23 protein-coding genes are annotated in these 25800 nt (G+C 71.5%); 8 read left to right on the top strand and 15 right to left on the bottom strand.

Going from position 1 to position 25800, the window contains the following annotated elements; all coding sequences use genetic code 11:
- Window positions 1–130 precede the first annotated feature (130 nt).
- From J5X86_RS21500 to J5X86_RS21490, 3 genes are all read left to right on the top strand, one after another.
- Window positions 131–2581, top strand: a complete 2451-nt coding sequence (locus tag J5X86_RS21500) for a phage holin family protein (protein WP_208518378.1) — start codon at window positions 131–133, stop codon at window positions 2579–2581.
- Window positions 2582–2618: 37 nt separating this feature from the next.
- The gene (locus J5X86_RS21495) at window positions 2619–4100 is read left to right on the top strand and encodes an amino acid permease (RefSeq protein WP_208518377.1); all 1482 of its coding nucleotides are present in this window, start codon (window positions 2619–2621) and stop codon (window positions 4098–4100) included.
- 65 nt (window positions 4101–4165) lie between these two features.
- Complete coding sequence (locus tag J5X86_RS21490; protein WP_208518376.1) at window positions 4166–5272, top strand: PP2C family protein-serine/threonine phosphatase; 1107 nt, start codon at window positions 4166–4168, stop codon at window positions 5270–5272.
- An 80-nt stretch (window positions 5273–5352) separates the two neighbouring features.
- On the opposite strand, the gene J5X86_RS21485 is transcribed toward J5X86_RS21490, so the two are convergent.
- The 3 genes from J5X86_RS21485 to J5X86_RS21475 are packed head-to-tail and all read right to left on the bottom strand — an operon-like array spanning window position 5353 to window position 7709.
- Window positions 5353–6387 (bottom strand): bile acid:sodium symporter family protein, encoded by a 1035-nt coding sequence (locus J5X86_RS21485; RefSeq protein WP_208518521.1) that lies wholly within the window; start codon window positions 6385–6387, stop codon window positions 5353–5355.
- 4 nt (window positions 6388–6391) lie between these two features.
- Window positions 6392–6829 carry a hypothetical protein gene (locus tag J5X86_RS21480; RefSeq protein ID WP_208518375.1) on the bottom strand — a complete coding sequence of 146 codons (438 nt, stop codon included), beginning with the start codon at window positions 6827–6829 and terminating at the stop codon, window positions 6392–6394.
- A 16-nt stretch (window positions 6830–6845) separates the two neighbouring features.
- Window positions 6846–7709 carry an oxaloacetate decarboxylase gene (locus J5X86_RS21475; protein WP_208518374.1) on the bottom strand — a complete coding sequence of 288 codons (864 nt, stop codon included), beginning with the start codon at window positions 7707–7709 and terminating at the stop codon, window positions 6846–6848.
- 252 nt (window positions 7710–7961) lie between these two features.
- On the opposite strand from J5X86_RS21475, the gene proP reads away from it, so the two are divergent.
- The gene (gene proP, locus J5X86_RS21470) at window positions 7962–9425 is read left to right on the top strand and encodes a glycine betaine/L-proline transporter ProP (RefSeq protein ID WP_078647257.1); all 1464 of its coding nucleotides are present in this window, start codon (window positions 7962–7964) and stop codon (window positions 9423–9425) included.
- Between the two features lie 155 nt (window positions 9426–9580).
- Window positions 9581–9952, top strand: a complete 372-nt coding sequence (locus tag J5X86_RS21465) for a nuclear transport factor 2 family protein (RefSeq protein ID WP_208518373.1) — start codon at window positions 9581–9583, stop codon at window positions 9950–9952.
- Here the strand turns inward: J5X86_RS21465 and J5X86_RS21460 are convergent.
- Window positions 9939–10742 (bottom strand): helix-turn-helix domain-containing protein, encoded by an 804-nt coding sequence (locus J5X86_RS21460; protein ID WP_243981020.1) that lies wholly within the window; start codon window positions 10740–10742, stop codon window positions 9939–9941. The two genes, J5X86_RS21465 and J5X86_RS21460, sit on opposite strands and share 14 nt — an antisense overlap.
- Before the next feature lie 79 nt (window positions 10743–10821).
- Between J5X86_RS21460 and J5X86_RS21455 the strand changes: the two genes are divergently transcribed.
- Window positions 10822–11133: a 4a-hydroxytetrahydrobiopterin dehydratase gene (locus J5X86_RS21455; RefSeq protein WP_208518372.1), complete on the top strand. Its 312-nt coding sequence runs from the start codon at window positions 10822–10824 to the stop codon at window positions 11131–11133.
- Window positions 11134–11154: 21 nt separating this feature from the next.
- On the opposite strand, the gene J5X86_RS21450 is transcribed toward J5X86_RS21455, so the two are convergent.
- The 9 genes from J5X86_RS21450 to J5X86_RS21410 form a co-directional block, all read right to left on the bottom strand.
- Entirely contained in the window at window positions 11155–12519 is a 1365-nt protein-coding gene (locus J5X86_RS21450) for a deoxyribodipyrimidine photo-lyase (RefSeq protein WP_208518371.1), read from the bottom strand.
- 59 nt (window positions 12520–12578) lie between these two features.
- Window positions 12579–13355, bottom strand: coding sequence for an anti-sigma factor domain-containing protein (locus J5X86_RS21445; RefSeq protein ID WP_208518370.1), 777 nt, complete (start codon window positions 13353–13355; stop codon window positions 12579–12581).
- The gene (locus J5X86_RS21440) at window positions 13352–13936 is read right to left on the bottom strand and encodes a sigma-70 family RNA polymerase sigma factor (protein ID WP_078640236.1); all 585 of its coding nucleotides are present in this window, start codon (window positions 13934–13936) and stop codon (window positions 13352–13354) included. Before J5X86_RS21440 ends, J5X86_RS21445 begins: the two co-directional genes overlap by 4 nt.
- Window positions 13937–14119: 183 nt before the next feature.
- Window positions 14120–15295: a S1 family peptidase gene (locus tag J5X86_RS21435; protein WP_208518369.1), complete on the bottom strand. Its 1176-nt coding sequence runs from the start codon at window positions 15293–15295 to the stop codon at window positions 14120–14122.
- 215 nt (window positions 15296–15510) lie between these two features.
- Window positions 15511–16341: an aldo/keto reductase gene (locus J5X86_RS21430; protein ID WP_308124679.1), complete on the bottom strand. Its 831-nt coding sequence runs from the start codon at window positions 16339–16341 to the stop codon at window positions 15511–15513.
- Between the two features lie 88 nt (window positions 16342–16429).
- Window positions 16430–17245, bottom strand: a complete 816-nt coding sequence (locus tag J5X86_RS21425; RefSeq protein ID WP_208518368.1) for an effector-associated domain EAD1-containing protein — start codon at window positions 17243–17245, stop codon at window positions 16430–16432.
- 54 nt (window positions 17246–17299) lie between these two features.
- Entirely contained in the window at window positions 17300–17980 is a 681-nt protein-coding gene (locus tag J5X86_RS21420) for a hypothetical protein (protein ID WP_208518367.1), read from the bottom strand.
- A gap of 19 nt (window positions 17981–17999) precedes the next feature.
- On the bottom strand, window positions 18000–19826 hold the full coding sequence (locus J5X86_RS21415; RefSeq protein WP_208518518.1) for a long-chain fatty acid--CoA ligase: 1827 nt from the start codon (window positions 19824–19826) through the stop codon (window positions 18000–18002).
- 185 nt (window positions 19827–20011) lie between these two features.
- Window positions 20012–20905 (bottom strand): LysR substrate-binding domain-containing protein, encoded by an 894-nt coding sequence (locus J5X86_RS21410; RefSeq protein ID WP_078640227.1) that lies wholly within the window; start codon window positions 20903–20905, stop codon window positions 20012–20014.
- A gap of 166 nt (window positions 20906–21071) precedes the next feature.
- Between J5X86_RS21410 and J5X86_RS21405 the strand changes: the two genes are divergently transcribed.
- Entirely contained in the window at window positions 21072–22166 is a 1095-nt protein-coding gene (locus J5X86_RS21405; RefSeq protein WP_208518366.1) for a bile acid:sodium symporter family protein, read from the top strand.
- A gap of 2 nt (window positions 22167–22168) precedes the next feature.
- On the opposite strand, the gene J5X86_RS21400 is transcribed toward J5X86_RS21405, so the two are convergent.
- The gene (locus J5X86_RS21400) at window positions 22169–22909 is read right to left on the bottom strand and encodes a class I SAM-dependent methyltransferase (RefSeq protein WP_208518365.1); all 741 of its coding nucleotides are present in this window, start codon (window positions 22907–22909) and stop codon (window positions 22169–22171) included.
- A gap of 93 nt (window positions 22910–23002) precedes the next feature.
- Here J5X86_RS21400 and J5X86_RS21395 point away from each other — a divergent pair, with 93 nt between their 5' ends.
- The gene (locus J5X86_RS21395) at window positions 23003–23461 is read left to right on the top strand and encodes a VOC family protein (RefSeq protein WP_208518364.1); all 459 of its coding nucleotides are present in this window, start codon (window positions 23003–23005) and stop codon (window positions 23459–23461) included.
- A gap of 25 nt (window positions 23462–23486) precedes the next feature.
- Here the strand turns inward: J5X86_RS21395 and J5X86_RS21390 are convergent, their stop codons facing one another.
- Window positions 23487–25460: a sialidase family protein gene (locus tag J5X86_RS21390; RefSeq protein WP_243981015.1), complete on the bottom strand. Its 1974-nt coding sequence runs from the start codon at window positions 25458–25460 to the stop codon at window positions 23487–23489.
- Between the last annotated feature and the right edge of the window lie 340 nt (window positions 25461–25800).

Genomic DNA, 25800 nt, shown 5'->3' with positions numbered 1-25800 from the left:
ATGGGCTGCCGTAAGTGGAATCGATCCGTCCTGGTAACCCGCCGTCCGCCGGGTCGCGGGGGCGCTGTGCCACGCTTGAAGCCGGTTCGCGCGCATGGTGCGGGCCGGTGACGTGAAGTGAGGCCGCGGCGTGCAGAAGCCCCGATGGAAGACTGTGGGGGGAACCCTGCTGCGGGTGACGGCGGTGTGGGCGGTGGCCACGCTCACGATGCTGGCGCTCGCCGGGATCCTCCCTGACTTTCGCCTGAAGTCAGATGGCGGTGACAGCGCGACGCGGATCGCGATCACGGCGGCCATCGGCGCCGGAGCCTTCGGCGTGCTCAGCGCGCTGGTGTGGCCGCTGCTCGTACGGGCGTTGCTACTGATGCCCGCGCTGGTGCTGGGGCTGCTGGTGTTCGTGCTCAACGGCTCGATGCTGCTGATCGCGATCAGCCTGATCCCGGACGGGCGCGGCGCCGTCGAGCCGGAGACCGCCGTCGTGGTCGCGGCCGTGATGTCCGCCGCGTCGTCGGCGACGAGCACCTTCCTGACCGTGCGGGACGACGGCGCCTACCGGCGGCGGCTGGCCCGGCTGGCCGGGCGGCGCAGGCGGCGGCTCGGTGAGGACGGCGGGAGCGAAGAGCCCCCGGGGACGGTGTTCCTGCAGCTCGACGGGGTGGGGCACGCGGTCCTGCGGGAGGCGCTGCGGGAGCGCGACAACCGGCCCCCGGTGATGCCCACCGTCGCGCGCTTGATCCGGAGCACGCACAAGGTCACGCCGTGGCGCACCGACTGGTCCAGCCAGACCGGCGCCAGCCAACTCGGCATCCTGCACGGCTCCAACGAGGATGTGCCCGCCTTCCGCTGGTACGAGAAGAAGAGCGGGGAGGTGATGGTGAGCAACCGGCCGACCAGCGCGGCGGTGCTCCAGCGCCGCGCGGCTGTCCGGGCCGGACACGACGGACTCCTCACGGTGGACGGGGCGAGCCGGGGCAACCTGTTCACCGGCGGCGCCGATCAGCTTGCCCTGGTCCTTTCGGTCGCGGCGCGGCGCGGTCCGCACAACCGCTCCCGCTCCGGATACTTCGCGTACTTCGCCGACCCCGCCAACGCGACCCGCACCGCCGTGTCGTTCCTGGCCGAGGTCGTCCGGGAGATCTGCCAGTCCACGCGCGCCAAGCTGCGCCGCGAGACGCCCCGGGTCAAGCGGGGCGGGCTGTATCCGTTCATCCGCGCGTTCGCCACCGTCGTGGAGCGGGACGTGGTGGTGACAGCGGTGATGGGGGACATCCTCTCCGGCCGTACCGCGATCTACGCCGATCTGGTGGCGTACGACGAGGTGGCCCACCACTCGGGGCCGCGCAGCCGGGACGCCCGGCAGGTGCTGGCCCGGCTCGACCGCTCCATCGCGCTGATCGCCAAGGTCGCCGACCGCGCCCCGCGCGACTACCGGATCGTGCTGCTGTCCGACCACGGGCAGAGCCCCGGTGAAACCTTCGCGGGGGCGTACGGGCTGACGCTGGAGGACCTGGTGCGGGTCGGCTGCGGTCTGCCCGTGTCGCGGCGGGCCGGGCGGACCCCGAGTGGGGCCGAGGCGCGCGAGGCGGGGCGGGCGGCGCTGCACCGGCCGGAGAAGCCCGAGGTGGACGGGGACGGGCGGTGCGCCGGACGGGATGCGTGGGGCGGACGCGGCGGTCAGGGCGGCGGGCGCGGTCCGGCCGACGCCGCCGGGGCCGCCGACACAGCCGGTGCCGCCGGTGTCGTGGGCGGCGGCGCCGCCGTGTCCGATCCGATCGTGCTGGCGTCCGGAAATCTGGGCCTGGTCTCCTTCCCCGATGTGCCGGGGCGGATGAGCCGCGAGCAGATCGACGCCCGCCATCCCGCGCTGCTGCGCACGCTCGCCGACCACCCCGGGGTGGGCTTCCTGCTCGTACGGTCCGAGGCGCATGGCGCGGTGGTGCTGGGCGCCGAGGGCGCCGAGCACCGTCTGGACACCGGGGAGGTCTTCGGGGCGAGCCCGCTCACGGTCTTCGGGCCCGGCGCCGAGGCCGCCGTACGGCGCACCGCGCACTTCCGGAACACCCCCGACATCATGGTCAACTCCGCCTACGACCCGGCGTCCGGCACGGTGCACGCCTTCGAGGAGCAGATCGGCTCGCACGGCGGGCTCGGCGGGGAGCAGGGGCATCCCTTTCTGCTGTGGCCGGCCGAGCTGACCCCGCCGGTGGCGGCGGGGGAGGACTTGGTCGGGGCGGAGCGGGTGCACCGGGTGCTGCGGCGCTGGCTGGAGGAGGCGGACGGGCCCCAGGTGCCGGAGGAGGAGACAGCGGCCACGGGGGAGACGCATGCGTCGGCGGTGGCAGAGGCGCTGACGGGAGCGGGCCCGGCGGCAGAGGCCCCGGCGGGAGCGAGCCCGGCGGCAGAGGCCCCGGTGGGAGCGAGTCCGGCGGCGCAAGGGTCGACGGAGGTGGAGGTACGCGCCGACACGGGGCTGCCGAGGGCATCCGGCGCGGCGCGCACGGTGCAGGATTCCCGGTGGGACGGCGCCCCCGCCGCACCATTTACCGTGGTCAGCCCGGTTGTGCCGAACAAAACCCGGTGATTTGGGTGCACCCTACACGCTCGGTGACCATAGTCATATGCACGACCAGCCCCACTCCCGCCGCTTTGGCCTGCCCACGGCGACCGCGCTCGTCATGGGAAACATCATCGGCGGCGGCATCTTTCTGCTGCCCGCCTCCGTCGCCCCGTTCGGCACCCTCAGCCTCCTCTCCTTCGTCGTCCTGACGCTGGGCGCCATCGCGCTCGCGCTGGTCTTCGGGCGGCTCGCGGAGCGCGACCCCCGCACCGGCGGGCCGTATGTGCACGCCCGCGCGGCCTTCGGCGACTTCGCCGGCTTTCTGTCGGCCTGGTCGTACTGGACGATGACCTGGGTGAGCAACGCGGCGCTCGCGGTGGCGGCGGTCGGCTATGTGCATGTACTGGTCCCCGGGCATGACTCGAAGGGTGTGAACCTGGCCGTGGCGCTGCTGGCGCTCTGGCTCCCCGCGCTCGCCAACCTCGCGGGGACGCGCTGGGTGGGCGCGGTGCAGCTGGTCTCCACCGCGCTGAAGTTCATCCCGCTGCTCTTCGTCGCCATCGTCGGCCTCTTCTTCTTCGACCCGCACAACCTCGGCTCGTTCAACGAGAGCGGCGGCAGCGCCCTCGGCGGCGTATCGGCGGCGGCCGCGATCCTGCTCTACAGCTATGTGGGCGTGGAGTCGGCCTCGATGAGCGCGGGCGAGGTCCGGGACCCGGAGCGCAATGTGGGGCGGGCGAGCGTGCTGGGCACGGTCGGCGCGGCCGTGGTCTATCTGCTCGGCACGGTGTCGGTCTTCGGCACCGTCGCCCACAAGGACCTGGTCGACTCCACCGCCCCCTTCTCGGACGCGGTCGACGCGATGTTCGGCGGGGGCTGGGGCCCCACGCTGATCGCGCTGGCCGCCGTGGTGTCCATCGTCGGCGCGCTCAACGGCTGGACCCTGATGAGCGCGCAGGCCCCGTACGCGGCCGCGCGGGACGGGCTCTTCCCGGCCGCGTTCGCCACCAGGCGGCGCGGGGTGCCGACCTTCGGCGTCATCGTCGGCGTGCTCCTGGCGTCCCTGCTCACCGTGGTCAACTACACCTCGGGTTCGGGCGGGCTCTTCGAGATCCTCGTACTGATCACCACCTTCTCGGCGACGGTCCCGTATCTGCTGGCGGCGGGCGCGCAGCTTTACTTCCTGCTGTCCGGGCGCCGCGAGCAGGTGCGGACCGGGCGCTTCGTCCGGGACCTGGTGCTCGCGCTCGCGGGCTTCGGCTTCTCGTTCTGGCTGGTCGCGGGCGCCGGATACGCGGCGGTGTACCAGGGCGTGCTGTTCCTGTTCGCCGGTGTGCTGGTGTACGTGTGGATGGCGGCGCGGCGCACCAGCCGGGCGGACGGCGCGGACCCGACGGAGGGCGCCGACGCCAGGGAGAGCGCCGACGCCACGGAGGCCGTCGATGTCGCGGTGGCGAGCCCGGCCGTCGCGGTGGCGAGTCCGGCGGTCGCGGTGGCGAGTCCGGCGGCCGGTTCGGCGGTCGCGGCCGACGGCGTCCCCTGAGCGCACCCGCGATCGTCTCGCGGCCCGGGTCGGCGTTGCGTGCGTATCGGGTGTAAGCAAGAGATATGCGCGTTTCGCCGGACCTCACTCGCATCGGTGGGGAAACGCGGTCGAGCCGGGCGCTGTTCGCCGTCCCGCTCGTGATCATCGTGGCGATCACGGTGATCGATCTCCAGACGCCATCGACCGTCCACCTCGGCCCCTTTCTGATCGCGGCCCCCGCGATCACCGCCTCCTTCGCGGGAGCGGGCGGGACCGCCGCCATCGGAGCCCTCGCCGTGGCGACTCAGGTCCTCATCGGTGTGTTTCACGGCGGTCTGACGACCGCCAACCACCAGGCGCAGATCGTCGCCCTGATCGTGATCTCGGGGCTGGTGACGAGCTTCCGCTATGCCACCGACCGGCACCGGCGCAAGCTGAGCCAGGTGCGTACGGTGGCCGTGGCGGCGCAGGAGGTGCTGTTGCGGCCGCTGCCCGAACGGATCGAGGAGCTGAGGATCGCCTCCCTGTATCTCGCGGCCGATGAGGAGGCGCAGATCGGCGGTGATCTGTACGCGGCCGTCCGGACCGATGGGGCGACCCGGCTGGTCATCGGGGACGTACGGGGAAAAGGGATGGCCGCGATCGGCGACGCCTCCGTGCTGATCGGGGCCTTCCGGGGGTCCGCGTACCGCAACCTCTCGCTGCCGGGCATCGTCGATCACATGGACAGCGCCATGTGCTGGAACTGGCACCACACCACCGGTGACGAGCGGAATTTCCTGGAGTCCTTTGTGACCGCCGTGGTGCTGGACGTCTACGACGACGGCCCGGTGGCCGGGATGGTGAACTGCGGGCACCCTCCGCCGCTGCTGCTGCACAAGGGCGAGGTCGCGACGCTGGACGTGGACGATCCCGCGGTGCCACTGGGTCTGCAGGTGCTGAGGGAGCTGGACTACCAGGTCGAGATGTTCCGCTTCGAGTACGGCGACGTTCTGGTGCTGCACACCGACGGGGTCGTCGAGGCCCGGGACGGCAGCGGCGCCTTCTACCCGCTCCCGGAACGGCTCGCGGCCTGGAAGGGCGGCAGCCCGCAGGCGCTGGTGGACTATCTCCACGCCGATCTGCTCCGGTACACCGGCGGGGTCGTCAACGACGACGCGGCCATCGTGGTGATCGCCCGCTGCGCCTGAGCCACCGCCCCCTCGCCCTCACCACCTCGTCTCCCTCCCCCAGGCCGCGCCGTTGCCTACCCCTACCCCTACCCCTACCCCTACCCCGTCGCCTCGGTGACCTGGACCTGCCCGCCAGGAGCGGATTCGGCATCCGGCAATCGGCGGGACCAGCGGCCCGCGATGACCGCGCACACCATCAGTTGCAGCTGATGGAAGAGCATCAGCGGGAGGATCACCGGCCCGGCCGCGTCGCCGAACAGCACCGCCGCCATCGGCAGCCCGGTGGCCAGGGACTTGTTGGAGCCGCAGAAGACGATGGTGACGCGGTCCTCCCGGCTGAAGCCCAGCCGCCGTGCGGTGAACGACGTCGTGGTGAGGGCCAGCCCCAGCACCGCCGCGGCCAGCCCCAGCAGCGCGAACAGCCGGGGAAGGGTGATCTGGCTCCAGATGCCCTCCGTCATTCCCCGGCTGAACGCCGTATAGACCACGAGCAGGATCGAGCCCCGGTCCAGAAGGGCGAGCACCTTCTTGTGGCGGCCGATGAAGCGCACGGTCCAGCGGCGCAGCGCCTGCCCGGCGAGGAAGGGGAGCAGCAACTGGGTGGCGATGGCCAGCAGCCCCTCGGCCGAGAAGCGGACGTCCGAGCCGATCAGCCACGCCGCGAGCAGCGGGGTGGCGATCATGCCGAGCAGGCTGGAGTACGTGCCCGCGCAGATGGCGGCCGGGACATTGCCCCGGGCGGTGGAGGTGAGGGCGACCGAGGACTGGACGGTCGAGGGCACGACACACAGGAAGAGCAGTCCGGTGTAGAGCCGGTCGGTGAGGAGGAACGGGGCGAGGCCGCCCGCGGCCAGCCCCAGCAGCGGGAAGAGCACGAAGGTGCTCGCGCCCACCACCAGGTGCAGTCTCCACTGCCGCAGGCCGTTCAGCGCCTCGCGGGTGGACAGCCGCGAACCGTAGAGGAAGAAGAGCAGCCCGATCGCGATGTCCGCGGCATCGCCTACGGCCGTGGCCGCCGCCCCGCTCGCGGGCAGCAGCGCCGCCAGCGCGACCGTCCCGAGGAGGGCGGCGACATAGGGGTCGACCGCCCTCCCGAGCCGGCCCGGCCACGACAGCAGCCAGGACTTCCGCATCACATCAATCACCGCTCCCGGCCTGCCACGGCGGGTGGCCGATCTGCGGCAGCACCGGATCCGCACCGATGGGGCCGCCGGTCACGACGTCGATGGCGCCGCCGCCCCCGTCGTGGTCGCTGCCCGCCGTGCCACGGCTGAGCAGCAGGGTATTGAGGGTGCGGTCGACCTCCAGCCAGGAGTCCGCGGAGGAGTTGTCGATGACCACAAGGCCGTTGTGCGGCCCGGTGACCACCGTGGGGGTGTCGTCCGGCTCGCAGTCCTCCCGCGGGGTGCTGCCCGCGGGCGTGGGCGTCGCCTTGGCGGAGACCGCGGCGCCCGCGCACAGGACGCCCGCGGTGGCCGCGAGGATGAGCCCGGCCGTGGACGGACGGGACGAGCCGGTGTCTTTTCTGGGCCTACGGCGCCGGCCGGGGCCGGGCCCGAGGAATGTCGAGGGCATACCGCGCGGCCTCGGCTCAGACCCTGGCGGGCTGACGGTGGCCGTGGTGCCTGCTGATGTTCTTCTCCAGCAGCTCTGTGGCGCCCGCGACCCCGATGGCCGCGGCCTCCCGGGTGTCCGGCAGCCGTCCGTCCGCCGTTTTGAGATCGCTCAGCGCCCCGTCGATCGCCCCATGGGCGGCGAACAGGCAAGGGGTGCTGTAAATGGCGACATCCACCCCCAGGTCGGACAGCTCGGACAGCGAGAGCCGCGGCGACTTCCCGCCCGCGATCTGGTTGAACAGCAGGGGTTTGTCGCCGATGACCTTGCGGACCTTGCGGATCCACTCCACGCTGCGCACCCCGTCGACGAGGACGACATCCGCGTCGGTCTCCGCCAGCGCGGCCGCCCGCCGCAGGATCTCGGGCTCCTCGGTGGCGTCCGTGCGCGCCACCACCACCATGTCCTTCCTGCTGCTCAGCACCAGTTGGAGCTTTTCGAGGTACTCCTCGAGCGGCAGGGTCAGCTTGCCCTCCGCGTGGCCGCAGCGGCGCGGGCGCCGCTGGTCCTCCAGGATCACCCCGGAGGCCCCGGTGCGCTCCAGTCGCTGCACCACATGGCAGGCGACCTCGGGATCCACATAGCCGTCGTCGATGTCCACGAGCAGATGGTGCTCGGGGAAGGCGAGACGCAGCCGCTCCACGAAGGCGAGCATGTCGGGCCAGGCGATGAAGCCGATGTCGGGCAGCCCGTAATGCGATGCGGCGAACCCGAATCCGGATACGAAGAAGCCGTTGTAGTGCTGTGCGGCGATGGACGCCGAGTACATGTCGTAGATGCCGATGAGGGGTGTGGTACCGGATGAACTGATGGCCTTTCGGAGGGCATTGCCATAGAGCATGATGTCCCCTTGAGTTCGGTGTCTTTCGGCGTTGTGTGAGGGTTATGCGTCCGCGCGGTTTGGTTTACGGAAGGCCAAAGAACAGTAAAGCAACCCGCCGGGTTCCCTGAAGATGCCTGGCCCGGCTCGGGTTGGGGTCGAACACCCCTTGAGCGCCGCGGCCGGCGTTCCCGGGTGGTCTGCGACACGCCTGGCATGCCACGGGCTTTGCGGGGTATGCGCAACAAGCCTGTCCACTGAAAAGAGTTGCTCGTGCCTGTCCAAACCGATGTCGAAGCCTCCGCGCCCGCGCCCTCCCGGCACCGCCTGCTCTGGCGTGCTGTCCAGCGACGCAAGAACCCTCCACTGCGCCGGAGCGACATCACGGTCACCGAAGAGAAGACCGTCCGGAAAGCGGTGAAGGCCGCCGCGCTGGGAAACGCCATGGAATGGTTCGACTTCGGGATCTACAGCTATCTCGCGGTCACCATCGGCAAAGTCTTCTTCCCGTCCGGTAATGGCACGGTCCAGGTGCTCTCCTCCCTCGCGACATTCGCGGTGGCCTTTCTGGTCCGCCCGGTGGGAGGCATGTTCTTCGGGCCCCTGGGCGACCGGATCGGCCGTAAGAAGGTCCTGTCCTTCACCATGATCATGATGGCGTCCAGCACGCTCGCCATCGGGCTGATTCCCGGCTATGCCGCCATCGGCTTCTGGTCGCCGGCGCTGCTCATCCTCTTCCGTATGCTCCAGGGATTCTCCACCGGCGGGGAATACGGCGGCGCCTCCACCTTCATCGCCGAATACGCGCCCGACAAGCGCCGTGGGTACTACGGCAGCTTTCTGGAGTTCGGCACGCTGATCGGCTACACCGCGGCGGCCGGACTGGTCACCATTCTGACCGTGACGCTCGCCGACTCCTCGATGAATTCCTGGGGTTGGCGCATCCCGTTCCTGGCCGCCGCGCCGATCGGTCTCGTCGGCCTGTATCTGCGGCTGAAGCTGGATGACACCCCCGCGTTCCAGAAGCTGGAGGACGAGGGCGCCACCAGCGCGGGGGAGCGCGAGAGCCTGCCGTTCTGGCAGGTGTTCCGCACCCAGTGGCGTGCGATGGCGCTGTGCATCGCGCTGGTCGCCGCGTACAACATCACCGACTACATGCTGCTGTCCTACATGCCGACCTATCTGTCGGACACCCTCCACTACAGCAGCACCAGCGCCCTGGTCTCGATCATCATCGTGATGCTGGTGCTCATGGCGGCCATCACCTTCGTCGGCCGGTACTCCGACCGCATCGGCCGCAAGCCCGTGCTGATGGCCGGGTCCGTGGGCTTCCTGGTGCTCGCCGTGCCGTGCTTCCTGCTCATCAAGCAGGGCGGGGTGGTCCCGGTCTTCGCCGGGCTGCTGCTCCTGGGGCTGTGTCTGCTGCCGTATGTGAGCGTGATGTCCGCCTCGCTGCCCGCGCTCTTCCCCACGAATGTGCGCTACGGCTCGCTCTCCATCGCCTTCAACATCTCCGTCTCGCTCTTCGGCGGCACCACGCCGCTGGTGACCGAGGGCCTGATCAGCAGCACCGGGGACGATCTGATGCCCGCCTACTACACGATGCTCGCCGCCGTCGTCGGCATCATCGCCGCCGCCGTGATGAAGGAGACGGCCCGGCAGCCGCTGGAGGGCTCGCCGCCCGCCGTGGCCACCAAGGAGGAGGCCATCGCGCTCGTGGAGTCCCAGCGCTCCTGAACTCCCCGGGGCGGTGTCTCCCCTCGTCTCCATTACCTCGGCGGTAATCGACCCCCGCCCGCGACGGCGGCAGGGTTGAGACATCGGGTTCCGGGCCGGCGCCCTCCGGTCCGGGACCCGGGTCCGACCAGGGGATTTCATGGAGGAGTAACCACATGACGCAGTACGACACCGCCGTCGCCCGCTACTTCGAGGCGTGGAACGCCACCGGCCCCGAGGCCCGCGCCAAGGCCATCGCCGCCGCCTGGATCGAGGACGGCGGCTACACCGACCCGCTGGCCGAGGCGCGGGGCCATGAGCAGCTCGCCGCCGTCATCGCCGGGGCCCAGGAGCAGTTCCCCGGCCATGAGTTCCGGCTCACCGGCGCCGTGGACGGCCACCACGACATGGCCCGCTTCTGCTGGGAGCTGGTCTCCACGGCCGACGGCTCCGCCCCGGTCGCCGCGACCGATGTGATCACCCTGGCCGAGGACGGCCGGATCCGCTCCGTCCTCGGCTTCCTGGACCGGGTCCCTACGACCGGCTGAACCGCCCCAGGGCGGCGGCGGTCTCCGGGTCGGCCGGGAGGAAGGTCTCGATGGCCAGCTCGGAGACCGTGACGTCCATGGGGGTGTTGAAGGTCGCGATCGTCGAGATGAACGACAGCACCCGCCCGCCGTGCTCGATCATCATCGGCAGGGCGAAGGGCGGGGTGTCACCGGCGGTCGCCGTCTCCCGGCCGCCGCTCTCGGGCAGCGGATAGGCGGCCACCTCGTCGTACAGCGCGCGCAGCGGCGAGGAGCGCATCAGCGCAAGCTGCCGGTCCATCTGGTCCAGCAGATGGCCACGCCATTCGCGGAGGTTGCGGATGCGCGGGGCGAGCCCCTCGGGGTGCAGGGTGAGGCGCATCGCGTTCAGCGGGGGCTTCAGCAGATGCTCCGCCACCCCCTCCAGCAGCGCCGCGATGCCCCGGTTGGCCGCCAGCACCCCATAGGTGCCGTCCACCACGAGCGCCGGATACGGCTCGTAGCCCGTCAGCAGCCGCTCCAGGGATGCGCGCAGGGCGCTCATCGAGGGGTCGTCCACCGACCGCTCCGGATAGTGCGGAGCGTAACCGGCGGCGATCAGCAGGGCGTTGCGCTCGCGGACGGGGACGTCGAGATGGTCGGCGAGCCGGAGCACCATCTCCTGGCTGGGCCGCGACCGGCCGGTCTCGATGAAGCTGATGTGGCGGGCGGAGGAGTCGGCGCGCAGCGCGAGCTCAAGCTGGCTCAACCGGCGGCGGTCCCGCCACTCGCGCAGCAGTGCGCCCACCCGGGGCGGCGCGGCAGTCGTCATGAGCTGAAGGTAGCCGACGCCGGGTGCGCCCATGGCAGGGTGGAAGGGCCACCGGTCACCCGCGACGAAGGGATGTGTCATGGCAGTCCAACCGCTCACCGACCAGGAGATCCAGCGGCGTCTGGAGCAGCTTCCCGGCTGGTCGTTCGCGGACGACCGGCTCTCGCGGACCTATGTCTTCAAGGGGCATCCGCAGGCGGCCGGGATGGTGGCGGAGATCGCCACGATCCAGGAGGAGCTCGACCACCACTCCGATCTGACCCTCGGCTACAACAAGGTCGGCGTCTCGGTGAACACCCACAGCGCCGGGGGCAAGGTGACCGGGCTCGACTTCGAGCTCGCCGGCCGGATCGAGGAGATCGCCCCGCGGCACGGCGCCCGCGCCGACTGACCGGCCGGACAGGACCCGACGTCACCCCCGGGCGTGCCGGAAGCGGGCCAGTCCCTCCTGGAGGTCCACGATCGGGCCGGGGTAGTCCAGCCGGTCCCGCTCGGCCTTCGGCAGCCGCCAGGGAGTGTGGACGCCGGAGCCGGTCACCTCGGCCAGCTCCGGCACCCAGCGCCGCACATACGTGCCGTCCGGGTCGAACCGCCGGGCCTGCGCCAGCGGATTGAGGACCCGGTTGGGACGGGTGTCGGTGCCGGTGCCCGCCGCCCACTGCCAGTTGAGCTGGTTGTTGGCCAGATCCCCGTCCACCAGCAGATCCAGGAAGTGCCGGGCGCCGATCCGCCAGTCCTGGTAGAGCGTCTTGGTGAGGAAACTGGCCACCAGCAGCCGCGCCCGGTTGTGCATCCAGCCCTCGTGGCGTAGCTGCCGCATTCCGGCGTCGACCAGCGGATAGCCGGTGCGCCCCGCCTTCCAGGCCGCGATCTCCGCCTCGTCGCGGCGCCACCGGTCGCCCCGCGGGCGGTAATCGGCGTGTGCGGCGTCCGGCCGGGCGGCCAGCACCTGATGGTGGAAGTCCCGCCAGGCAAGCTGCCGTACGAAGGCGTCGGCGCCCGCGCCGCCCGCCTTCCGCGCCCGGTGTACCAGCTCCACCGGGGACAGGCAGCCGAAGTGCAGATACGGGGAGAGCCGGGAGGTGGCGTCGCCCGCCAGATCGTCCTGCCGGTCGGCGTAGTCCCCGAGCCCCGACCGCCACCAGGAGCGGACGCGGCGTCGGCCCGCCGTCTCCCCGCCCTCGGGCAGCCCGGGGGAGGGGCTGCCCGGGGCGAGCGAGGTGACCGCCGCCACCGGCTCCGAGCGCAGCCCGGACGGCACGCTCACCGTGCGCGGCGCGGTGAGCGCCGTGCGCAGCCCGGTCCGCTGCCAGGCGCGGAAGTACGGAGTGAAGACCGCGAAGTGGTCCTTGCCCGCCGGGGTCACCTCGCCCGGCTCCACCGCCGTCACCACCGCGCCGTGCACCCGCAGCCGCCGTCCGTCCGCCTCCAGTGCCTCGCGCAGCCGCTGTTCGCGGCGGGTGGCGTAGCCACTCACCCCGCCCGCGATATGCACCTCGTCCGCGTCCGCCTGGCGCGCCGCCCGCAGGATCTCCGCCACCGCGTCGCCCCGGCGGACCACCAGCCGCCCGCCGCGCTCGCGCAGCCCCGCGTCGAGATCGGCCAGGGCGTCCGCGAGGAACGCCACCCGGTTGGGGACGGCGAACCCCGTTCCGGCCAGGCCGCGGTCCACGACGAACAGCGGAACGACCCGCTCGGCGGAGCGCGTCGCGCCACGCAGCACGGGGTTGTCGGACAGCCGCAGATCGGAGGTGAAGACGGAGAGGGACGTGCGCATCCCTCTCCCTTACCCCACATCGCCTCCCGTATCGATGGATTTCGCCCGATGTCGCCCGCTCACGCCGAGGGGAACGTCAGCAGGACCAGCGGATCGCTCGTCGGGGCCTTCGACCCTCCGGCGGGCTCGACCGTCACCCCCATGGCCGACGCCTTCCCGACCGCACCGCTCAGGACCGCTGCCGCGCTCCGGCCCGAGGAGTCCATCAGACCCGCCGGGCGCATGGTGCCGCCGTCGCTCAACCAGAGCTGGTAGATCCGCCCGGCGGGCGGCTCGGGCAGCCCCGAGGCGAGGAACACCGCCCTGTTCAGCCCGCGCGAGACCACCACCGTGCCGGTCGAGCCGTCCGTCATCCGACCGCTGCGGCTGCGCGCGTCGGGCGCGGCCAGCACCTGGGTCACCTCCTCCGCCTGGGCCACCCGCTGCTCGGAGCGGCGGGCCGTGTCGCGGGCGTCGGACGCCTGCCGGTACTGCCACACCGCGGCCCCGCCGAACGCGGCGGCCGCGGCCACACAGGCCGCCAGCGCGAAGTTCAGCGCCCGCCGTCCGGTGCGCCGCCGGGGGCCGGCATGGGACTCCCGGGCCTCCCGCGCCGCCACCCGGGGCGGCTCCTGGCGGACCGTGGCGATCCGCCGCATCACATCGTCCTTCATGGTCGGGGGCGGGGTCAGGGCCGTGGCCACCGCCAGCTTCGCCGCCGTCTCCCGCAGCTCCCGTACCTCCTGACGGCAGGCGTCGCAGACCGCCAGATGCCGCTCGAACTCGGTCAATTCCCGCCCCGACAGGGCGTGCACCGCGTACGCCCCGGTCAAGGTGTGCAGATCCGCTCTGGTCATGCGCCGACCCCCATGCAGTCCCGGAGCCGGATGAGCCCGTCCCGGAGTCTGGTCTTCACGGTCCCGAGCGGCAGCGACAGCAGCTCCGCCACCTCACGGTAGGAGCGCCCCCGGTAGTAGGCGAGCGTCACCGACTGCCGCTGCAACTCGGTCAGCGTCCGCATGCACCGGCGCACCTGCTCGCGCTCCAGCCTGGCCTCCACCTGCTCGGTCACCTCGTCGAACGCCGGGGTACGGGACAGCAGCGCGGCGCGCTCCTCGCGGTCGGAGGCGGCCTGCGCCGAGCGGACCCGGTCCACGGCGCGCCGGTGCGCTACCGTCATGATCCAGGCCATGGCGCTGCCCCGGCCCGGGTCGAACCGCGCAGCGGACCGCCACACCTCGACCAGGACCTCCTGTGTGACCTCCTCGGCCTGCGCCGGGTTGCGCAGCAGACTGCGCGTCAGCCCCAGGACCGGCCCGCTGACGGCGTCGTAGAGGGCTCCGAACGCGTTCTGGTCCCCCCGGGCCACCATCTGGAGCAACTCTTCGAGGTCCGGTCCGCGCGCGGCCGGTCCGCCGATGTACACGGGTTCTCTCACAAGCCGTCCTTCCGGGAACGATGCGGCGCACACGGAGGTGTCGTACCTCATTCGTCGCCCGGAGGGGTGCGGATTGGTCAAGGTGCTCCGAACACGCGCGAGGACGGGCGCCACGTCACGCGTGGGCGCACGCGCGAGGCCGCCGCCGGTCCGTTCGACCGCGGCGGCCTCGGCACCCCGGCGTCAGCCGGTGGTGAGGGTGAGCCCGTAGGTCGTCAGGATCGGGTTCACCGGCTGGTAGTACGTCGTGCCGCCGACGGTGCAGTTGCCGGAGCCGCCGGAGGTGACGCCCTGCCCCTCGCTGCCCGAGATGAACGGACCGCCGGAGTCGCCCGGTTCGGCGCAGACGTTGGTGCGCGTGACCCCGTTGATCGTGCCCTGCGGGTACTGCACGCTGGTGTCGTGCTGCTGGATGGTGCCGCAGTGCCAGCCGGTCGTCGAGCCGGAGCGGCAGACGGACGAGCCCACCGGCGCTTCCTGGGAGCCGGTGACGGTGACGTTGGTGCCGTCGGGGCCGATCACCCACGGCTGCGGAACCCAGTCGGCGTTGGTGGACACCCAGGCGTAATCATGACCGGGGAAGGTGGAGCCCTGGAAGCTGCCCTGGGCCACCCGGTTGAAGCCGGTGGTGGTGTCGCCCTGGCTGCCGCAGTGGCCCGCGGTGACGAAGCCGTTCTCCTCGCCCTGGGTCACCGAGAAGCCGATCGAGCAGCGGGCGGCGTCGTTGATGTAGAACGCCTCGCCACCCCGCAGGTCGTACAGCGGGCTCGGCCGCTCGGCCGACTCCACGACCCGTACGACCTCGCGGTCCGCGCCGCTGGTGGCGACGAAGGCGGCCGCCTCGCTCGGCTTGGCCGACTGCACCACGACGCTGTTGGTCTTGACGTCGACGTACCAGGCGGAGGCGACATCGGCCGCCGGGGGACGCTCCGAGGCGGTGCGGTCCAGGGCCTGCTTGGCGTCGGTGAGGGCCTTGAGGCTGTGCTTGACGACCGCGGCCTTGGCGCCGCCGGCCGTGATGGTGCCGCTCTGCTGCTCGTCGGTGGTGGCGACGGTGAGTTCGGCGGTGTTGCCGGTCACCCACGCGCCGCCGTAGCTGCCGCCCAGGCTCTTGCGCAGCCCCGGTTCGGTGGCCCCGGCCCGGTACTCATTGGATATCCGCATCCGCGCCTCATCGGCCGTCAGGCCCAGATCGCGCTGCATCGAGGCCAGCATCTCGGGGGGCACCTCCCTCCGGGGGCGGGGGGAGGGTTCACCGGGGTCGGCCACCGCGGGTATGCCGCTCCCCAGGAAGAGGGCGGCTATCGCGACGGTGCAACCGGCGGCCAGCTCAAGGCCGTGACGGCGTCTGCGGGACATCTTCGGTCTCCTCGGCTCGGGCGTGGTCACGCTGTGTGCCCATCTGGGCGCCAAGCGTAATTGCCGGGGACGTGCCTCGCTCGGCGGGCGCATGAGCCCCGGATGAGGGGTCATGCGCCCGGGATATGCCACGACGCGCGGTGCGGGTGGATACGGGTCCGCCCCGCCGCGGGGGACGCGACGGGGCGGACGGCGTAGCGGTGGAGTGCCGGGGCTCAGCCGTTGAAGGTCTCGGGGTCGAAGCCCAGCCGGTTGCCGGTCTCCAGGGAGTCGATCGCCGACAGGTCCTCGGAGTCCAGCTGGAAGTCGAAGACGTCGATGTTCTCCTGGATCCGAGACGGGGTCACGGACTTGGGGATCACCACATTGCCGAGATCCAGATGCCAGCGCAGCACTACCTGGGCCGGGGACTTCCCGTGCTTCTGGGCGATCGCCGCCAGCTTCGGGTCCTCCAGCAGGCCCTTGCCCTGGCCGAGCGGGGACCATGCCTCGGTGGCGATGTCATGGCGGGCGTTGAAGGCGCGCAGCTCCGCCTGCTGGAGCTGCGGGTGCAGCTCGATCTGGTCGATCACCGGGATGATCGAGGTCTCGGAGAGCAGCCGCTGGGTGTGGGCGGCGTGGAAGTTGGACAGGCCGATGGCCTTGGCGCGGCCCTCGGAGTAGATCTTCTCGAACGCCTTCCAGGTGTCCACGTACCTGTCGACCCCGGGCAGCGGCCAGTGGATCAGGTAGAGATCCACATACTCCAGGCCCAGCTTGGTCAGCGAGGTGTCGAAGGCGCGGAGGGTCGAGTCGTACCCCTGGTCGGCATTCTGGAGCTTGGTGGTGACGAACAGCTCGTCGCGCGCGATGCCCGACGCGGCGAGCCCCTTCCCCGTGCCCTCCTCATTGCCGTATATCGCGGCGGTGTCGATGCTGCGGTACCCGGCGTCCAGCGCGGTGCGCACCGCCACCTGCGCCTCGTCGTCCGGGATCTGCCAGACACCGAAGCCGAGCTGCGGCATCCGCACGCCGTTGTTGAGGGTGATGAACGGGACCTTGCTCACGGGCAGTCGATCCTTACGTCGGATGTGGATTGCATGCTTCCGTAGGTACAACGATCAACGAGCGGCAGGCATTCCCGCCGGGGCCCGTTCACCAGGGTCGTCCGCGCAGGACCACCACCCCGCCTCCGTCCCGCCCGAGGCGCTCCGCCGCCCGCCGCGCCGCCTGCGCCAGCGTGGGCACCTCGCCCAGCAGGGCGTAGAGCCCGCCCGCGAAGGCCGCCGCGGCGTCCAGCGGTCCGCGATGGGCGACCACCACCTCGGCCGCCCGGGCGAAGAGCGCGGCGAGCGGCGCGCCGTCGGGGCAGCCGAGCACCACACCGGGCAGCGGGGCGCCGGTCAGCCGGCGATAGGCGGCCAGCAGCTCGGCCAGGCGGGCGGCGGGTGTGCGATGCGCCTGGCCGTCGCCGTCCTCGAAGACCAGCGTGCGCCCCTCGCGGCGGCAGACCAGATGCAGCACATCCGGGCGCACGGTGAGGATCCGCCGCAGATCGGTGGCGGCCGAGGCGGGGCACCGGTCGACCGTCAGGACGCCCCGCGCGGCCCGCTGGACCGCGGCTAACTCCTGGGACCCCGGCGCGGCGCCGGTCACCAGCACCCGCCGGAGACCGCCGCCGCCCGGCTCCCGTAAGGCGGCGCGGAACACCTCGTTGTGCGGATAGGTGACGCAGGCGGCGGCCAGGACGCGCAGCCTGCCGTCCGCGATCCGGTCCGCGGCCACCGCGCGGGCCACCACGGACCAGAACTCCCCGGCGGTGGTGCCGGTCGCCGCCGGGATGTGCTCGGCGGTCAGGCCCGCCCTGCGCAGCAGCGCCACGGCGGACGGGCCGGGCGGGAAGACCCGCGCCAACTCCCGGATCTCCTCGGTCGTCAGCGCCGGATGTCCGTCCCCGTCCTGGCCGTCCACCGTTCCCGTCGCTCCTTGCCTGTGCTCGTACCGCTCGTGCCTCCGCCCCCGTATCTACTGATCCACGGTGAGGTGCAGCGGTTCCTCGAGCTCCTCCCGGAAGCGGTGCAGGGTGTGCCCCTCACGCACCGTCGCGCCCACCGCGACCGCCGCCCGGCTCACCGCCCCGCGCGGTGCCCGCACCACCATGGCCAGCCGGTAGGTCCCGCCGATGCGCGCCGCCGAGGTGTGCCGGATCTCCCAGCCCGGGTCGGAGCGCAGCTCACGCCGCGCCTCCAGGAAGACCCGCTCGCCGTACGCGGTGTGCAGAACCTCCCGGAAACCGAGCCGCGGGCCGAGGTGGGCCGCCTGCGCCGGTGGCGTGGCCTTCGCCTCCGCGGTGAGCTGGCGCGGGGTCATGGACCAGGCCACCGGCTGGAAGACCGTGGTGCCCCGCCGCACCGGTTCGGCCGTGAGCGTGACATCGAGATTGACCGAGTGCAGGGCGGGGTCCGGCGCGTCCCGGGCGCAGGTCACCGACAGATGCACCAGGTGGTAGACGGCGTTGTCGGCCTCGGTTCGCAGGAAGTCCCGCAGGTCCGGATCCGGTTCGACGAGCTCCGCCGTCACCGGTAAGGCCACCGGCCCGCCCAGGATCACCCGCCCGGCCAGCCTCGGGCCGCTTGGCTGAGGTGTCTCCTCGGACAACAGGGACAGTTCACGTTCGGGAAGTTCGGGGAGAATGACATCGATCATTTCGTGCCCCCTTCGCGGCTCAGGAGTGGTACAGCGCCTCGACCTCGACGGCGTATGCCTGTTCGATGGCCTTTCGCTTCAGTTTCAGCGACGGCGTCAGCAGACCATGCTCCTCGGAGAACTGCGCGGCAAGTATCCGGAAGGTACGAATCGACTCCGCCTGGGAGACGGTGGTGTTCGCCGCCACCACCGCGCGCCGGATCTCGGTCTCCAGATCGGGGTCCCGGACCAGGTCGCCCGGCGGCAGCTCCGGCTTGCCGCGCATCGTCAGCCAGTGCGCGACCGCCTCGGAGTCCAGGGTGACCAGCGCCGCGATATACGGACGGTCGTTGCCGACCACGATGCACTGGGCGACCAGCGGATGGGCCCGCACCCGCTCCTCCAGGCCGCCGGGGGAGACCGACTTGCCGCTGGAGGTCACCAGGATCTCCTTCTTCCGCCCGGTGATGGTGAGATAGCCGTCGTCGTCCAGCGTGCCCAGGTCGCCGGTGGCGAGCCAGCCGTCGCGCAGCACCGCGTCGGTCGCCTTGGGATCGCCCAGGTAGCCCTCGAAGACCTGGCCGCCGCGCACCCACACCTCGCCGTCGTCGGCCAGGTGCACCGTGGTGCCCGGGATCGGCACGCCGACCGTGCCGAACCGGGTCTGCTCGGGCGGGTTGGCGGTGGCGGCGGCGGTGGACTCGGTCAGGCCGTAGCCCTCGTAGATGGTGACGCCCGCGCCCGCGAAGAACAGCCCGAGCCGCCGCTCCATGCCGGAACCGCCCGACATCGCGTGCCGGACCCGGCCGCCCATCGCGGCGCGCACCTTGCCGTATACGGCCTTCTCGAAGAACTGATGCTGCATGCGCAGCGAGGCGCCCGGACCCGGCCCGGTGCCGAACGCCTTGGCCTCCAGCGCCTCCGCGTACCGCACCGCCACATCCACGGCCTTCTCGAACACCCCGGCCTTGCCCTCCGCCTCGGCCTTGCGGCGCGCCGCCGCGAACACCTTCTCGAAGATGTACGGCACCGCGAGGATGAAGGTCGGCCGGAAGGTCTTCAGATCGGGCAGCAGCGCGGCGGCCGAGAGCCTGGGCTGGTGCCCGAGCTTGACCTTGCCGCGGATGGAGGCGACTTCGACCATCCGGCCGAAGACATGGGCGAGCGGGAGGAAGAGCAGGGTGGCGGCCTCGTCGCCGCGCTTGGAGTGGAAGGCCTCCTCGTACCGCTCGACGATGTTGTCGCACTCGGCCATCAGATTGGCGTGGGTGATCACGCAGCCCTTGGGGCGGCCGGTGGTGCCCGAGGTGTAGATGATGGTCGCGGGCTGCTCGGGGGTCACGGCCAGCCGGTGCCGCTCGACCAGATCGTCCTCGACCGACTCCCCGGCCGCCAGCAACTCCTCCAGCGCCCCCGCGTCCAGCTGCCACAGCCGCCTCAGATGCGGCAGCCGGCCGACCACCGAGCCGACCGTCATGGCGTGGTCCTCATGCTCCACGACACAGGCGGAGACCCCCGCGTCATGCAGCATCCAGCAGACCTGCTCGGCGGAGGAGGTGGGATACAGCGGGACGCTCTGGGCGCCCAGGGTCCACAGCGCGAAGTCGAAGAGCGTCCATTCGTAGCGGGTGGGGCACATGATCGCGACGCGGTCGCCGAACCGGACGCCCTGGGCCAACAGCCCCTTGGCGAGCGCCGTCACCTCGTCCCGGAACTGGCCCGCGGTCACGTCCTGCCAGCGGTCATCCGCCGTCTTGCGTGCCAGCGCCACCCGGTGGGGATCGGCGTCCGCATGGTCGAAGACGGCATCCGCCAGTCCTCCGGCCTGGGGCGCCGTCGCCATCGGGGGGACGGTGAACTCGCGCAATACCTGCTCCTTGAAGCCGCTGGGCACAGCGCCGCGACCGTACCCGATCCGGCCCCGATGCGGGAGAGGTGTTTTGTGCCCGGAACGCACGGAATGCCGGGCGGCCTGAAAGGTGAAAGAAGGTCAATCAGGCGCCGACGAGGGCGGATTGCGTGGAGTCTGGTCCTATGCGCCGCGTGTGTGGCTTATATGTAACGGTCTTCTGCACGAAATCTCTCCGATCGTGGCACAGGCCCCGCCAGGATCGCGGCGGCGAGTCGCTCCGCGGCGGCGTGCGAGGCGCCGTCCTGTCGCCGCTTTCCGTACAACAGTACGAAATCCACGGGGCCGAGGTCGGGCAGCCCGGCCCGTTCGGGGACCGGCGCCAAGCCGGGCGGAATCAGGCCATGGGTGTGTGCCATCACCCCGAGCCCGGCACGCGCCGCCGCGACCAGGCCGTTGAGACTGCCGCTGGTGCAGACGATCCGCCATGACCTGCCGTGCCGCTCCAGCACATCCAGCGCGCGGGCGCGGGTCAGCCCGGGTGGCGGAAAGACGATCAGGGGGAGCGGACGGTCCGGATCCAGCCGCAGCCGCTCGGCGCCGATCCACACCAGCCGGTCCCGCCACACGAGCTGGCCGCCCGGCCGGTCCTCGGACCGCTTGGCCAGCACCAGATCCAGCTTGCCCGCCTCCAGCCGCTCATGCAGCGTGCCCGACAGCTCGACGGTGAGCTCCAGGTCCACCTCGGGGTGATCGCGGCGGAACCCCTCCAGGATCTCCGGCAGCCGGGTCACCACGAAGTCCTCCGAGGCGCCGAAGCGCAGCCGGCCGCGCAGCCGGGTGCCCCGGAACCAGCTCGCCGCCCGCTCGTTCGCCTCCAGGATCGAGCGGGCGAACCCCAGCATCGCCTCGCCGTCCTCGGTCAGCTCCACCCCGTGGGTGTCGCGGGCGAATAGCTGCCGCCCCACCGCCGCCTCCAGCTTGCGCACCTGCTGGCTCACGGTGGACTGACGCACCCCGAGGCGGTCGGCGGCCTGGGTGAAGCTCAGGGTCTGGGACACCGCGAGAAACGTCCGGAGCTGGGCGGGGTCGTACATGGAGCCACTGTATGCCCGAGACCCATCACGGAACGCGATGGCAGTCAGAGCGGTATGCAGGATTCCCGATGGCCTAGATCGGGAGCACTATGGACGGGGCCCCGTCCGTGTCCACGCCAGTCCACGCCAGTCCGCGCCAGATGAGAAAGAGCGAGAAAGAGAACGAATGCCGCACCGCCCGCACCTCCGCAAGATCGCCCTCCCCTCCTGGCTCCCGCTGGACGGCTTCATCCTCGGACTCATCGGCACCGTGGCGCTCGCCGCGCTGCTCCCGGTCAGCGGCCGGGCCGCCACCGTCACCGACGGGGCCACCACGGTCGCGGTCGCCTTCCTCTTCTTCCTCTACGGCGCCCGGCTCTCCACCCGTGAGGCGCTGGACGGAGTGCGCCACTGGCGGCTCCACCTGACCGTGCTGGTGTGCACCTTCGTCATCTTCCCGGCCCTCGGCCTCGCCGCGCGCGGCCTGGTGCCGTACGTGCTGACGCATCCCCTCTACACCGGGCTGCTCTTCCTGTGCCTGGTGCCCTCCACGGTCCAGTCCTCCATCGCCTTCACCTCGATCGCCCGGGGCAATGTCGCCGCCGCGATCTGCGCGGGCTCCTTCTCCAGCCTGCTCGGCGTGGTCGTCACCCCGGTACTGGCCGCGCTGCTGCTGGGCGGCAGCGGAGGCGGCTTCTCGGCCGACTCGATGCTCAAGATCGGGCTCCAGCTACTGGCCCCCTTCCTCGCCGGTCAGCTCCTGCGCCGCTGGATCGGCGGCTTCATCTCCCGCCATCGGGCGGTGCTGCGCCTGGTCGACCGCGGCTCGGTGCTGCTCGTGGTCTACGCGGCGTTCAGCGAGGGCATGACCCGGGGCATCTGGCACCAGGTCACCCCGGCCCGGCTGGCGATCCTCCTCGGCGTCGAGGCGGTCCTGCTCACGGTGATGCTCACGCTCACCTCGTACGGCTCACGGAAGCTGGGCTTCGTCCGCGAGGACGGGATCACCATCGTGTTCGCGGGGTCGAAGAAGAGCCTGGCCGCCGGGCTGCCGATGGCGAGCGTGCTCTTCGGCGCCCAGGCGAGCCTGGCGGTGCTGCCGCTGATGCTCTTCCACCAGATGCAGCTCATGGTGTGCGCGGTGCTGGCCCGCCGCTATGCGGCGCGGGCGCCGGAGGCGCCGGAGGCGGCGGTGACGGGGGCCGAGACGGGGCCGGAGGCCGCTCAGGTTCGTACGGACAGCGCGGACAGCGCGGACAGCGCCGTGCTGACCCGCGTCTGACGTCAGCTTTCGGCGGGCTGGTTTCGGGCGGTCTGGTTTCCGGCGGTCTGGTCGTCGGCGTTCTGGTCTCCGGCGTTCTGGTCGTCGGCAGGCGGCAGCGGCGGCTTGCGGGCGATGAGGAACGCCTGCGGGGTGGGTTCCCAGCGCTCCGGCTCCCGGACGGTCCGGGCGCGGACCGGCAGCCCGGCCGCGGCCAGCAACTCGGCGATCCGGTCCGGCTGCCACCGGCGGAAACTCAGCGACACCTCATGACCGAACGCCTCCGTGTAGACCCGCTGCTCATCGCCCACCTGGAAGCCCACCAGCGCGTATCCACCGGGCGCCAGCACCCGGTGGAACTCGGCGAACACATCCGGCAGCCGCTCCTGCGGAATGTGGATCGTCGAGTACCAGGCCACCACGGCGGTGAGGGTGCCGTCCGCGATGTCCAGGGACAGCATCGACCCCTCCTCGAACCGCAGCCCGGGATGCTCCCGCCGGGCCAGCTCCACCATCGCCGGCGACAGGTCGATCCCGTACACGGACAGCCCCAGCTCATGGAGGTGAGCCGTCACCCGGCCCGGACCGCTGCCCACATCGGCCACCGGTCCGCCCCCGGCGTTCCGCACCAGCTCGGCGAACCCGGCGAACACCGCCCGCTCCAGCGTCTGGGCCGCCAGTTCGTCGCGATACTGCTTGTCGTAGTCGAGGGCTATGGCGTTGTAGGACGCCCGGGTGGAGTTGAGGAAGTCGGCTTCGGCCACGGCCGTTCACCCTAGCGGGACGCATCCGCGGCGGGTCTCGTTTTCAGACCCTCTCGGGAGGCTGTTGTCAGACCCCTCTGCGAGGCTTCGGACATGACGACGCTCACCCTGCAGCTGACCATCGACTGTGCCGAGCCACGCCGGATGGTGGCCTTCTGGGCCGAGGCCCTGGATTATGTGCCCGAGCCCCCGCCCGGCGGCCATGCCACCTGGCGGGAGTACTGGGCGGACATGGGGGTGCCCCCGGAGGAGCTGCCCCCCGGGGCCGGGGAGATCCCGGAGTCCATCGTGGATCCGGAGGGGCAGGGTCCGAGGGTGTGGTTCCAGCAGGTTCCGGAGTCGAAGGTCACCAAGAACCGGCTGCATCTGGATCTGAAGGTGGGCGGCGGGCGTGATGTGCCCCTGGCGGTCCGCACCGAGCGGGTCACCTCGACCGTGGACCGGCTGAAGGAGGCCGGAGCCACGGTGCAGCGGATCATGGACGAGCCGGGGATGGAGTACTACGCGGTGGTGCTCCAGGACCCGGAGGGCAATGAGTTCTGTGTGGTCTAGTCGGGTGTCTGATCGTGGATGGCCGCTAGTGATGAGATGACCGCACGCGGTCCAGGGGGAGGTGGACGAGGGCGCCGGAGTGGTGGTCGTCGAGCGGGGCGTTGAACTCGCGGACGCGGCGCAGTTCGGTGTCGGTCAGGGCGCGGCCGTACAGGCGGAACTCATCGAGATCGCCGGTCATATGGGAGCGACCGTCCACGGCCTGGCCGAGGTGGAGGCCGAAGGGCGCGGTGCGGCTCACGGTGCCCGGGGCATCGGGGGCGGTGACGGCGGTGCCGCCGTCCACGGTGAGGGAGAGCCGTCCGCCGCTGCGGGTCAGGGCGAGGTGATGCCACTGCCCGTCGTTGTACGCGGTGTCGGTGGACACCGAGGCGCTGGTGAAGGTGGAGAAGCCGTTGACCGTCGTCATCAGCGCCCGGATCCGGTTGCTCCCGGGCTCACCGCGCAGCCAGACCTGCGGCTGTTTGGTGCCGATCCCGCCCATCCACAGGAACGGATGCTGCCCGGAGGCGGCCGAGTAGCGGAACCACAGACTCACGGTGAAGTCACGGGTGCCCAGCGGCAAGGCGGTCCGGTACGGGACACGTACCGCGTCGTCCGTGCCGTCGAAGGACAGCCCGCCGCCGAAGCGGCCGTCGCCGCGCGCCGCCGCGCCGCCGAGCACGGTCGCGGACCGGGCGCCGGGCGCGCGGTCGTCGGTGGTGGGGGCGGGTGCCTGGCGCGGGCCCAGCCAGTCCTCGGTGAAGCGGGCGAAGCGGATCTCGTCACGGGCGTCCACCGCACCGCCCTCGTACAGCAGCCCCACCGTGTCGCGGGAGACCGCGACCATGTCGGAGTAGCCGGACCAGTCGGTGGTGACGACCTTGCCGCGCTCGACACCGTCCCAGGTGCGGGCCTCGTCCCAGGAGGAGCGGACCATCATGGTGCGGCGGCGGTCGGGGTCGGCGGGGGCCGAGAAGAGCAGCCGGCTGTGGCCGTCGCGGGCCGGATCGCGCAGCCGCAGGATCGACCCCTGCACCTGGGGGGTGGGCAGATCGGGGATGGTGCGGAAGGGCCCGGTGAAGCTCTGGCCGCCGTCCCGGCTGATGGCGTAGTCGCGATGGCCGAGATCGGTGCCGTCCTGCTCCCGCCCGCTGACGTAGACCGATCCGTCGGCGCGCTCCACCAGCGTCATCTCGGACGGCTTCTGACGGAAGGTGCCGTCCTCCGCGAGCGGGTAGGTGTCCATCGCGCCGATGCGCCAGCGGTTGCCGCCGTCGTCGCTGTAGGCGAGCGCGGCATGGTTGTCGGTGATGCGGCCGCCGCTGTAGCTCTCGGTGTTGAGGGTGAAGATCAGCCGGCCCTTGTGCCGGCCGTGCTGGAGCTGGATGCCGTGGACGGGGCCGGTGGCGTACCAGGAGTTCCACTGGGGCGGCATCAGCGAGGAGCTCAGATCGCGCGGGGTTGACCAGGTGGCGCCGTTGTCGTCGCTGTACTGCAGATGCGGGGAGCGGTCACAGGGGATGTCGCAGCTCTGGGAGTCGTCGCGGCCGGTGTTGTAGGTGCTGGCGAGCACGATGCGGCCGGTGCGCAGGTCCACGATGGGCGCGGGGTTGCCGTGGGTGTCGCCGCCGCCCTCGTTGATCACCTGGAGCGGGCCCCAGGTGCGGCCGCCGTCGGTGGAGCGCTTGAGGACCAGATCGATGTCCCCGGCGTCGCCGCAGTTGTCGACCCGGCCCTCGGCGAAGGCGAGCAGGGAGCCGTCCTTGGCCTTGACGATCGCCGGGATCCGGAAGCACGAGTAGCCCTGTTCCTGGGCAGACTTGAAGAGGACCTGCTGTTCGAAGCCGGAGTCGGCGTGGGCCGCGGACGCGGAGGAATCCGTGTCCGCGGCCCGTACCGGAAGCGGAATCAGAGCCAGCGCCGCGGCGGTGAGGAGCACGCAGGCGCGGCGCCGCCATGGTCTGGCACGGGGGTGGGGTGGTCTGGTGCGGGGACGTGTGCGGAGAACTGACGCCATGGTCACGGCCTGCCCTTCAGACTGCCTCATGGAGGCATCGGCATCTGGACGTCAAGGCCGTCGGGCATCACGCCAGGAGGCATCACACCGTCAGGACATCAAGACATCCCATGTCTCACACATGACTGCGGCAGAAAGTGTCTCGTCCTGCGGTCGTCCGGGACAAGGACCGTGCGTCATATCCTCGTGACGCTACGCCAGTTGAGGTGAGGCGGGGCGCGAGAGGGCGGCGCCCGCCCCCGGCCGCGCCCCGCCTCCCGGTCGCCCCGCCTCCCGGCCGCCCCACTGCCCCGGGCCGGGCCCCGCCCCCCGGCTGCCCTACTGACCCCGGGCCGCGCCC

The sequence above is a fragment of the Streptomyces sp. NEAU-YJ-81 genome (genome assembly GCF_017592595.1).
Classification (GTDB): domain Bacteria; phylum Actinomycetota; class Actinomycetes; order Streptomycetales; family Streptomycetaceae; genus Streptomyces; species Streptomyces hygroscopicus_B.
This window is presented reverse-complemented; position numbering and strand designations above follow the sequence as displayed.